Source organism: Bradyrhizobium roseum, assembly GCF_030413175.1.
In the GTDB taxonomy this organism is placed as follows: Bacteria; Pseudomonadota; Alphaproteobacteria; order Rhizobiales; family Xanthobacteraceae; genus Bradyrhizobium; species Bradyrhizobium roseum.
Window position 1 is genome coordinate 4,407,380 of the sequence record NZ_CP129212.1, and the last position, 9,262, is coordinate 4,416,641.

The 9,262-nt window shown below is 62.8% G+C and carries 8 protein-coding genes; all 8 read right to left on the minus strand.

The annotated features are described in order from the left end of the window. Nucleotides 1-3 precede the first annotated feature (3 nt). Entirely contained in the window at nt 4-2,022 is a 2,019-nt protein-coding gene (locus tag QUH67_RS21195) for a DUF2341 domain-containing protein (protein ID WP_300940931.1), read from the minus strand. Continuing rightward, the gene (locus QUH67_RS21200) at nt 2,022-3,740 is read right to left on the minus strand and encodes a ShlB/FhaC/HecB family hemolysin secretion/activation protein (RefSeq protein ID WP_407080472.1); all 1,719 of its coding nucleotides are present in this window, start codon (nt 3,738-3,740) and stop codon (nt 2,022-2,024) included. Before QUH67_RS21200 ends, QUH67_RS21195 begins: the two co-directional genes overlap by 1 nt. A 295-nt stretch (nt 3,741-4,035) precedes the next feature. After that, on the minus strand, nt 4,036-5,022 hold the full coding sequence (locus QUH67_RS21205) for a FecR family protein (RefSeq protein WP_300940934.1): 987 nt from the start codon (nt 5,020-5,022) through the stop codon (nt 4,036-4,038). Between the two features lie 438 nt (nt 5,023-5,460). Next, nucleotides 5,461-6,003 carry an RNA polymerase sigma factor gene (locus QUH67_RS21210; protein ID WP_300940936.1) on the minus strand — a complete coding sequence of 181 codons (543 nt, stop codon included), beginning with the start codon at nt 6,001-6,003 and terminating at the stop codon, nt 5,461-5,463. 169 nt (nt 6,004-6,172) lie between these two features. After that, nucleotides 6,173-6,910, minus strand: coding sequence for a TonB family protein (locus QUH67_RS21215; protein ID WP_300940938.1), 738 nt, complete (start codon nt 6,908-6,910; stop codon nt 6,173-6,175). Further along, nucleotides 6,907-7,569, minus strand: coding sequence for a secretin and TonB N-terminal domain-containing protein (locus tag QUH67_RS21220; RefSeq protein ID WP_300940939.1), 663 nt, complete (start codon nt 7,567-7,569; stop codon nt 6,907-6,909). Before QUH67_RS21220 ends, QUH67_RS21215 begins: the two co-directional genes overlap by 4 nt. 392 nt (nt 7,570-7,961) lie before the next feature. Then, nucleotides 7,962-8,417, minus strand: coding sequence for a hypothetical protein (locus QUH67_RS21225; RefSeq protein WP_300940941.1), 456 nt, complete (start codon nt 8,415-8,417; stop codon nt 7,962-7,964). A 45-nt stretch (nt 8,418-8,462) separates the two neighbouring features. Next, on the minus strand, nt 8,463-9,197 hold the full coding sequence (locus tag QUH67_RS21230; protein WP_300940942.1) for a S1 family peptidase: 735 nt from the start codon (nt 9,195-9,197) through the stop codon (nt 8,463-8,465). Nucleotides 9,198-9,262: the final 65 nt, after the last annotated feature.

A 9,262-nucleotide genomic window follows, 5' to 3' on the forward strand; every position in this document is an offset into this window, starting at 1 on the left:
GTGTTACTCCGCGGCGATGCTCTGTTCGATCCGATCGGCGGAGTAGAACTCGGCCATCTTCGTCACGAACTCGTCGATGAAGACCTGCATGTCGTTGGTCAGGTCCTTGATGCGGGAGATCAAGTAGTTGTAGCCAAACAGCGCGGGGATCGCGACGCCGAGGCCAGCAACGGTTGCAACCAGCGCAGCGGCGATGCCGGGCGCGATTGCGTTGACGTTGACGTCTCCGCTTGCGGCAATGGCGGCGAACGTGATCATGACGCCGACCACGGTGCCGAGCAGGCCGAGAAAGGGTCCGCCCGAAATCGCGATGGTCAGGACGACCATCAATCGGTTCAGCCGCTGGATTTCCTTGACATAGCCGCTGTCAAGGGTGGCGCGGATCGCTGCGATCGACGTTGCCGAGAGGATCGGCAGGCGCTTGCCGCCGTGGGCGAAACGATGACGGATTTCCGCGGCGCCAAGGTGATAGATGCGATACAGCGACGACGAACGCATGGCCCTGGCATCGGCCGCGGTCATGCGGCCGCCGAGACTCGCGATATCCTCGTCCTCGCCGCTGTCGAGCATCGTGAGATCGGACGCGATCTCGCGAAAGCTCTTCATGAAGCGGGCGTTGGCCGCGGCCTGCTTGTTGAGATAGGAGGCGCGATCGTACATCACGACCCAGCTGACCGCCGCCATGATCATCAGGATGCCGATAACGATCCAGCCGTCGAGTGTCACCGACTTCAGGATGACGGCGAAGTAACCCGAGAGCCAGCTCGCGGTTTCCTCGTCGACGCTGAAGGCGACGAGCTTGGCCTGGTCCGGCCCCTGCCCGATCGCCGCGAACCTGATGAAGCCGGCGGGCCGCGCGATTTTTGCAATCTGCAGTTCGTCGATGTCGCCGGCGAAGCCAGCCATCGCGGCGGCAACAGGAGCCGGCGCCCCCTCCGCAGCCGGGGCTGGCCCCGCAGCATCGGAGAGCGCGCCACCGTCTGCAGCCGGCACCGCCGGGGCTGGAGGCTGCGGGGCCGCAGACGGCGTCGCGACGGAGGCGATAGCGGTGTCGCCTCCGATCACGCTGGTCGTATTGAGCGCGGGCAGATTGGCCCCGAGCGTCGCATAGGCAGCGCCATTGAGGTAGAGTGTGATCTGGCCGCTGTTCGCAACGACGGCGACATAATGCCAGGTACCGGGCGCGACGGGTGCTCCAGCGCCGCTGCGTTGCACTGCCCCGGCGTTGCTAACCTCGACGAAGGGCGAACCATTGTCCAGCCCGATCACCAGGGCATTGCCACCGTCGCGGCGACTGTACAACGCGGCGTTGGGCTGCAGCGCGCCCGGCTTGATCCAGGCCGACCACGTCAACGGCGTGCCGTCGCTGAACGCCAGCGACGACGATGCCGGCAGCGTCAGCGCAGCGCGACCGTCGAGCCGCAGGCCGGTGCCGATCAGCGAGCCGTCCGCCGGCTGACCGACGCTCTGCGCATTGTTGGCCCACACCGACGAATCCAGGGCCGGCGTGCCGCGCTCGTTAAAATGATAGACCAGTTGCGTGTCGGCATCGTAGGTGCCCTTCGCATCGCCGGTCGCAACCGCTTTCTTGTTGCCGGAGTAGAGCCAGATATCGGCCTTGGCGCCGGGCTGAACGTTCGGCACCGCGACCCAGACCAGCGCCTCGCCCAGCAGCGAATCGTATTTCTCGATGTGATGTTTCAACGGCGTCTTGTCGTCGGAGGCGACGAAGCGAAGATCGCTGCCGTCTTCCTTGACCTGAGCGAAACGGAAATTGCCGACATGCAGCCTCACCAGAATCGGCGCGGCGCCGATCGGATCGGTGATGTTGGCGCCGGACGCGCTGGCGTCGATCGTGATCTTCTTGCGCAGCTGCCACTCGTCGTTCCACCAGGCCGCAGCGGGCGACGGAAATATCGCGACCGCCGTCGCGAGCCCGAGCAACAGCCCCGTCAGAATACGCCCGCTCTTGCGCCGAAACGCAGATCGGCCCGCGCCAATATTATCCCATCGCCCAATCATCAGAATTCACCCCAGATCCGGAAGTTCACGCGCGGGTTTCGCGCGGCAGAATAGGTTTGGCTCACCATCGGCACCGAATAGACGAGCGTGCCGTTGAGGTAGTCGAACATCTTGAAGCGCGTGCCGACGCCGTAGCTCCACACATTGAACGTCGATTGTTGCTCGGGCAGCGGCTTCAGGATGTTGGCGGTGCCGGCGTCGGTGAAGCCGAAGAATCGCCATTCGTTGAACACCGTGAATCGTGCCTGGCCCTGCCCGGTCTCGTCTTTCATCTGCTTCTGCAGCAGTTCACCGACGTTCGGACTGCGCAATTCGAGGTTTCCGACCGCGCCGTTGTCGCCGAGCGTCTCGGATTCCAGATAGCCGCGCACAGTGTCGAGACCACCGACGCTGAACTGCTCGCTCGATACCAGGGGACCGTCCGCGACCTGGCCCTGGACCTTGCCGTAGAGCTGAAAACCCTCCGGTAGCTCGTGGGTGTGCGACACGTCGGCGTTGAAATGGGTGAAGCTGGGGGACGCTTTGAAGCGCTTGTTGTCGAACGGCACTATGCCGTCGCCCAGCGGGCGCAGGTTATAAGTGATGCCCGCGTTGAACTGCGTCGTCGAGTTCTCGGCGCTGAATGTCGCGCTGTAGTTGGCAACCACCGGATAGTAGGTGACGGGAGAAGAGAACCCGTCGCCGCCGAGCTTCACGGTCTGGTCGAAATGCTTGTAGTCGACGCCGGCCGAGAGCGTATGGAAGAGATTTTCCTGCGTCGGCAGCGTGATCACGGCGCGGCTGCCGAAGATCTGTCCGGGTCCGACCACGTTGGTGCCGCCGACGGTCGCGACGTCGCTGCTCGACTTCACGCCGTAGAACAGAATGTTCAGCCAGTCGACGTCCTGGACGCGCGCAAGATAGGACCCCGAAAAAACCGTTGCGTCGTTCGGGCGTTGCGGCGCGACCTGGTAGGTGAAACTTAGCGAGTGCCCGAGCTGCCACAGATTGTCGTAATGCACCGTGCTGCTCAGCCGCAGCGCGGTCGTGTTGGGCGACTGCCGGTTGTTCAATTCGACGCTGGCGTGGATCGGGACCTTGTCTTCGACGTTCAGATCGACGTCGACGGTGCCGGGCGTCACGCCGGCCCGCAGCGCCGGCGTCACGCGCCGGTCCGGCCATTGGTTGAGCGCGACGATGTCCTTGGTAACTTCGCCGAAATTCGGGACCTTTCCCTCCTTCAGCGAGCCCGCCTTGCTGGTGATGTTGTCGAGCCGGAAGTAGCGCGAGTTCTTGACGCGAAGCCGCCCGACCTTGAGTTCGGTCACCTTGAGGGTGATCATCTTGCTCAGCGCGTTCTGCTGCGGAACGGAAACGCTGACGGTCTGAAAGCCCTTGTCGTGATAGGCCTTCTCAAGCGCTGCCCGCGCTTTTTCGACGTCGTCGGCGGTCTTGTTCGGCCCGAGAAACGGATAGATCGCTTCTTCGATTTCGATCTGCGGAAGCGTCTCGGCGCCCTGGATTGCGAAATCGTGGATGTCGAAACGCTGAACGGCAGCTGCAGCAGGCTTCTGCGCCGCAGGCGGCGAAGGCTCGGCTGGCTTCGAGGCACCTGACGAAGCGGCCTGCTTGGCGGCGTTGGCGGGCTTCGCCGCACAGGCCGGACCGGCAGCGAACAACCCACCGGCAAGAGTCACCGCTCCTGCCGTCAGGCAACACAACATCCTGCCCGCCGGCATCCGCCAGCGCAGCTCTCTATCAATAGCCTTTTGCACGGAAAGTCCGCCCGCCCTCTGAAACCGATAGCGCGACCACGGTTGAACGCCGTGATCGCATCCCTCGTTCAGAAGACGATTGGCCGACACCGAACCTGCAAGACTTTTTGAGCAAAACGAGAAATTTTTACGATTTTTTTATGGTCTGGTTTGCACGCGCGCCGGCGTCGGGCGAATCGCGCACCGAGACAGCACCGGACGCGGGTGGCGATCGGCGGAACGAAACGGATGAAAGTTTGGCGTAGCGGCTGAACTCGGTTCAGCCGAGCAGGACGACGCCGCCCGGCAGCGATCGCGCCTGGGCTCCGAACAGCTGCTGAACCTGGAGCACGAAGTCGCCGAGCTTGCTGATCTGAAAGGTGCCGTTGACGACCCGGAGCTTCAGCTCTGCGTTCGTGATGATGATCTTGCCGGATCGATAGCGATTGACCTCGTCCACGACATCGGCAAGTGTCTGGTCGCGAAAGATCAACAATCCGGTCTGCCAAGCCGCAACCTGGCTCGGATCGACCGGCACCGTCACTTCAAATCCGCCGGAAGAATATGAGACCTGCTCGGCCGAGCGAAGCTGCACGGCCTTTCCGTCCAGGGTGACGTCGACCGTTCCGTTCAAACATGTCACGCGGACGTTGCCGTCGAGGCAGCGCGCATTGAAGTCCGCGTGTGATGCGCTGATGCGGCCGTTCGCGGCCAGCATGACGAACGGCTTCGGCGAGGGCCGCTTTGCAGCTACCGAAGCTTCGCCCGAAATCAACTCGATCCGGGTTTCGTTCGGCGCCGAACGCATCGCGATGCTGGTTTGAGTGTTCAATTCCAGGGATACGTCGGACGAGACGGCGATCTTGCGCTGCTCGCCTTTCCCGGTCCTGTAATCGGCGGATAGCTCCTCAAGGGACGGCCACATACCGAGCGGCGGACGGACGACGAGATAGCCGACGGCTCCAGCGGCGACCGCACCGCCCAAGAAAGCGCGACGTGCAAACACGCTGCGAGAATTGCCGTGCAAGACCGGCGCAACACCGAACGCATCCGGTCGATCGGCAAGTTCGCCGGCTGCCAAACCGGCGTTACGGAAAATCCGGGCCGCTGCCTTGAAGGCTTCTTCGTGGGCGGGGCTTTGGTCGCGCCAGCGCTGCAGCGCTTCGACGTCGGCCCTGGTCGGCGCGCCGCCCTTCAGACGCGCAACCCAGTCGAGGGACTCCTCCAAAAGCGGGTCATCTCCGGCCGTGTCGTCGGCTGCAGTCACGATCTATCGTCCATCTGCCGCGCTCGCCGAACCGATATCCCACTGGAACCAAAGATGTCCAAAGCCGGTATACAGCCGATTCCACCGGAATTCGAGCGCCTCGGCACCTTGTCGCCGCGGACGGAAACGCCGCAGCGATCGGCTAGCTCGGAATGCGTCCGCGGGTCGCGGCACGATGGCTGCGATCCCTCGCGTGAATCACTTCTGACAGATCCCGATTCGACCGCCCGCGTCATTCCCCGGAAACCTCTCCCCCAGCTTGCCAGCACTCCGAGATACTACCGCATGGTGTCTACTCGATAGACGACTGAGAACCAGCTATCCCGAAGCCAAACCGCAACAAAGCAACTTAAAACTTACAAAATTCGTTTGCCTATATCCATATCCGCGCGTTTCACGGGCGCGCGTCAGTCGTCACGGCCTCGCTGCCAGTTTCGGTCAGACTCGGGGTCGCGGACCGCCAAGTCGGCGTCGCAGTTTGTAATCGAGACTGTCGGCGCAGTGGCCCAGCGCGGCTCTCAAATCGCTCTCGACCGTGCGGATACTGACCTTGAGCCGCACGGCCACTTCCTGCGCCGACTGCCCATCGATCGAGATGCTGCGGAGTACTTCGCGGGACCGCGGCGGCAACTCCGCCAGTGCGCGCTTGAAGGCGTCAATCTCCGAACGCGCCTCGACTGTTCTTTCCGGATCTGGTCCGTCGTCGCATATATCCAGCAGCGCATCGATCTCCGATGCGCTGACGCGATAGTTCTGGGCCTTCTGCCGATCCTTCGCAATATTGATCGCGGTCCGGAAGATGTAGTCGATCGGACTGCGTACCTGCACGGTATCGGTGACGCGGTCCAGCCGCAGGAACGTCTCGTGCAGGGCATCGTGTGCGAAGTCTGATGACCCCAGGCGGCGCGTGAGTTTCCTGATCAAGCCGTCGTAGTTCTCGACCAGCTGGCCTCGTAGCCGTACTCGATTAATGTCAGCCACGTTTCGCGGGCTCCACACACTCTTCCGTCGTCCGCAAGACAATCTCCGGGATGATGAGGTCGTAGCGGGCCTGAACTACACATTTATGACGCAAATAATTGCTACTTTTGCGAGAATGCATCGAATTGCGCTCGTCCACGGCAATCTCATCTACCCCGGCCAATGAAGATCAGGCCGGATCGAATACCAGCTGGACGTGAATGTTCAAACGATCGGGCAACTCCGGGGGGATCGGAGGCAGCGGCTGCGCGCGCCGGATCGTCTCGATCGCTTCCTTGTCGAGCATGACTTGGCCAGAACTCGTCTTCACCCATACGCCGAGCAGCTTGCCGTCCCTGCTCATCGCAAACTGTGTATCGACCCTTCCTTCGAGATGAAGGGCCCGGGCGGCGTTGGGGTAGCGCTGATATTGCGCGACATGCCGCAGCAGCGCCTGTTGAAATTTCACGGCCGCGCTGCTGGCCGGATCGCTCACCGCCGAGGACGACGACAGGACGCTCGATGGAGGCGCTTCCGCGGGCGTGAAAGTCCTCGCTCTTGCGACGGGAGCAGGATCATCCGATGGCGTCGGATCCGGCTCATTCAACGATGTGTCGGCGCGGTTGGCGACCGTCTGGGTGATCGATTCCGAGACCGACGCGGCAATTGTGGGAACGGAATCGGGGCGCGGAAGCAGACGAACCTGCACGACCGAGTTCTGCTGCTGGCCCGTCGAGCCGGTCGGCAGTTGCAGCCTGATCCAGTAAACACCGCCGACGAGAAACAGGGTTACCAGGATCGGCGCGAGAAACAGCCGAAGCAATTCTCCCGAAGACCACGCCGCGGTCTCATCCGCATAAGGCAGCACGGGCGGCGCCAGCGGTACCTGCTGTTTCCGAGCCCGCTGCTGTAATTCTTCGACGATCATTGCAGGGAATTCACGACAATGCCGACGCGGACCGGCTGCGGCATGTTCACCGGCGCCGGCCGGCTGATCGTCACCCCGCGCAGCGTCGCTGCAACCGCCGCATCGCGCTCGCGGTCGCCCGTCGACCGGAGCAACTCCGTCCGCTCGATCGTCCGCGCGGGATCGATCCATAGGTCCAGTACCGCGCGGTAACTTCCATCCCGCGTCTTCGGATTTTTCCGCAGCGCATTCTGGATATCCATCTGCACGCCCTGGCTGTAGTCCTGCAACCGGCTGTCGCCGGTGCTGGCGCCGCGCACCCGCAACGTGCCCAGAGACAGATCCGACGTGGCCAGCGGGATGGAAGGCGGCATGCGGTTCAGGCCTTCTTCGGACGGCGGAGCCAAAGTAATCGCATCCGGACGAATGTAGCGCACACGCAGCTGAGTCCCCCTCAGCAACAGGTCGAGCGCGGCGTCAGCCGTAAAGCTGCCTTCGACGGCAACAGACGTCCGGCCGACCGCCGAGTTGCTTTCATACAGCACCTGGATGCCGGTCGCCTGCCCATAGGCCTGCAGCGCACCGGCAAGCGATTGTGCCGGAATACGGAATGTGATCGGCTCGCCCGGCCGCACGCCCCGATCTTCGGCTGCACCCGCCGCGAAAATGCCGATCATCATCAGCGCCGCATAGGCGATGGGCAGAAGTCTCCGACTTCGAGGATCCGTCCGCGAGCCTTTCCATCGAGATTTCGACCAATCCATCGGAAGACTGGGAGAGTCAACAATTCTGGTGACAGGGGACGCCGTCGCGCTCGACGGACCATTCTTATCGACCAAGAACCGCATTAATGACTGTCCAGACTGCCCGGGTACTCTGTAGCTGCTGCCCTCAACAGGCCCGGCAAGAACCCGCTGCGGCGCAAGCGCGGCCACGTTCTATATCAGTTGCATGACAACCATCTAACCGCAAGGCGCCGACGGCCGCGCCTCTGGCTTGCCGGCAAGCAAAGAAAGTAGTGAGAATCGAACGTTCATCACAGCCGCTAATGCGTGCTGCCGCTTGCGACGCATCACTTCTTCAGGTTGAGGAGAAAGCGCAGGCTGATCGGCTGCAGCATCTCCGGCGGTGGCGCTTCGCCAATATTTCCGCGCGTCAAGATGGTCCTCAGATCCGCATCCGCACGCGCATCCTTCAGCGCCGGAAATGACACCCGTTCGACCGTCCCGTCAGGGTTGAGCCAGGCACGGACCACGAGACTAGGCGGCGCTCCATCTTCCTTGCCGGAATTCATCACATAGGCGCGAAAGCGATTGGCGACTTCCTCATCGGCGCCGACCCATGTCTCGAAGCGGTATTGCACCAGCTTTGAAAACTGCTTCCAGGACGGCGGCACATTCGACGGATCGCGGTAGTCAAGGCTCTGGGCAGCGACAGGTGCCGGCGTGATCGCCCATTGATAGAGCATCACGGCGCATAGCACGGCTACGTAATATCGAAACCGGTGCGAACCAACACTCAAAGACATGGCAGAGGCGCCCCCAGTGAACTCGAAATGCCCTACTCTGCCCGCTCAGTTTTGCAGGCAGGTGACACGGGCCGAAATCGAGGCGGCACGGTTAGCGCGGGCGGCACCGCCGGCGATCTGGGGTCGATCATCCTGATCGAAGCGAACGCCGTTGCTGGTCAAGAACGCCTTGGCCTCAGACGCACCGACGGCAAGCACACGATCGATCCGGGTCCGGCGGCTGATCACCCCTTCCACCAGACCACGGCTGTCGAGCACCGGCGCGCCGCTTGCACCGAAAGTGACCGTGGAATCGATCACGAGATGGCCGGCCTCGCCGCCGCCCGGCGCCACGGTCGCGTTTGCGAGCACGCCGCCCCGCGCCGGCATTGCCGGCAGCTTGTCGTAGGCGGCCGCAAACATCATGTCGTTGACAGAAGGCGCACCGTTGCGCGGAAACACGGCGGCCAGCCCCAGCGTTTTCGGCACCTTGATCAAGGCGACATCGAACCTGGGCGAAAGCGCCACGGTGCGGGCCGGCACGACGCGCCCCTCCTTGGCGACGACAAGGCGGGTACAGTCTTCCACCGCATGGCGTGCGGTAAGCATATGTCCGGCATCATCGACGAAGAAAGCGGTGCCGCTCTTCTCGCGACGGATGGTGGCCGGCTCCGGCGGTCGCGCCAACGATTGCGGCGACGTCAGTTGCGGTGCCTGCACCGGCATCCACAATTGCGCCGTCGCGGGCTCCACGCCCGAGAAGACTGCAATTCCACCAAGAATAATCAGGCGCCGGAACATCACGCCACATCATCTCTCATGCCGGCATTGCCTCGTCAATTCACGTCGCGTGCGACCGCGAGCGA

Bases quoted from the DNA above. Each gene is read 5' to 3' on its own strand.
- QUH67_RS21200 (WP_407080472.1), bottom strand. From the start codon at position 3,740: ATGCCGGCGGGCAGGATGTTGTGTTGCCTGACGGCAGGAGCGGTGACT.
- QUH67_RS21230 (WP_300940942.1), bottom strand. From the start codon at position 9,197: ATGTTCCGGCGCCTGATTATTCTTGGTGGAATTGCAGTCTTCTCGGGC.
- QUH67_RS21195 (WP_300940931.1), bottom strand. From the start codon at position 2,022: ATGATTGGGCGATGGGATAATATTGGCGCGGGCCGATCTGCGTTTCGG.
- QUH67_RS21215 (WP_300940938.1), bottom strand. From the start codon at position 6,910: ATGATCGTCGAAGAATTACAGCAGCGGGCTCGGAAACAGCAGGTACCG.
- QUH67_RS21225 (WP_300940941.1), bottom strand. From the start codon at position 8,417: ATGTCTTTGAGTGTTGGTTCGCACCGGTTTCGATATTACGTAGCCGTG.
- QUH67_RS21220 (WP_300940939.1), bottom strand. From the start codon at position 7,569: ATGATGATCGGCATTTTCGCGGCGGGTGCAGCCGAAGATCGGGGCGTG.